This window comes from Halalkalibacter oceani, assembly GCF_023715705.1.
Classification (GTDB): Bacteria; Bacillota; Bacilli; order Bacillales; family Bacillaceae_D; genus Halalkalibacter; species Halalkalibacter oceani_A.
Genome location: NZ_JAMBOS010000063.1, coordinates 1 through 1,405, shown reverse-complemented (window position 1 = coordinate 1,405; position 1,405 = coordinate 1). Strand labels below are relative to the sequence as shown.

Genomic DNA, 1,405 nt, shown 5'->3' with positions numbered 1-1,405 from the left:
GAGTCAATTTCATAATTTGAACCCTTAGTCTCGCAAGGTTTTCAAGGCACGAAAAAAGGAGTACCTCCCCAAAAGTCGAATGAGTTAAGTGACGAAACAAAACTACAGACTGGAGGAAGACTCCCTATGCCTATTATACGACAAGAAAGCCTGTTTGACCTGCATGATTTATATGAGTTAGAGCCTACCCATCGTTTTGATGCGGTTTTTTCAGCAATTGATATCAACCCGATTCTTGCGGTCGTGTCAAAAAAAGCCCTATACGGTGCGCCTGTTCAGCTCACCTATTCCGCCATGATCTACTCACTCGTCGCTCGAATTCTTGAGCGAATTCCGACAATAAAGGATTTGATTAAACGTCTGAAACACGATTTTATGTTCCGATTGGATTGTGGATTCCTTCTTTCTGATGCGATTCCATCTGAAGCATCTTATTCAAGAATGCTCTCTAAAATAGCAGAATCACCTGTTCTTGAACAGGTTCAAGAACAGCTCATCCATCAAGCGATAGCAGAAGGATTTATCACCGATGACACGATCGCCATTGATGCGACTCACATTGAAGCGAGAGACCAAGCCCCAGCGAAAAAAGAAAAGCCTAGGTCTGAGCCAAAAAAGCGCGGCCGCAAATCAAAAGAAGAGAAAGAAAAATGGCTTCAAGAACAAGCGGAACAAGAAGCCGTTCGTCCGATTTTCGAGAAAAAGATTGAAGCCCAACTTGACGCGTCTTTAGTCGAGTTGCGATCCGCTGTCCCCCTTGATCCTAAGTGGGGCATCAAGAAAAACAGTGAAGGAAAAAACATTTTTTGGTTTGGCTACAAAGGCCACTTCGCGGTTGGAGCCAAAAGCCAGTATATCCTTCAGTCGCTCTTTTCCTCGGGAAACCTGAACGATGGAAAAGCAGCCATCCCTTTATTAAAAGGACTGCAAGAGCGTCTTTTTGAATTAAAAATCGCCTTTAGCACACTCGATGCAGGGTATGATGCCCCTGCGATTTACGAACAACTCTATCGAATGAAGACTGGGGCTGTCATTGCTTACAACAAGCGAAATGAACCGAATATAGAAGGATTCGATCACCATTTTGCCCCTACGTGTGTTCGAGAGCATTCGTATCGGTACGACAGTTACGACGCGAGATACGAGACGTTAAAATACACACGACCGAAAGAATGCAAAGGCTGTCCGTTAGCGCAAGATACCCTCTGTCAAAAGGTGTATAAAGTCAAAATCACCACCGATTTGAGACGGTATACATCCCCAGCTCGCGGTTCGAAAGCATGGAAAACCCTTTACAAGCAACGAAGTTCAGTCGAGCGAGTCATTGCGTATCTAAAAGAATTCTTCCAATTAAACAATATTCGCTATCGCACAGGAAAACGAGCAAAAGTACAATTTGATTTGA

The 1,405-nt window shown here is 43.8% G+C and carries 1 protein-coding gene; it reads left to right on the top strand.

Annotated features, from left to right (window positions below; all coding sequences use genetic code 11):
• Nucleotides 1-126: 126 nt before the first annotated feature.
• Nucleotides 127-1,405: IS1182 family transposase (locus M3212_RS21645; protein WP_251195971.1), on the top strand; the 1,279-nt coding region annotated here is incomplete at its 3' end.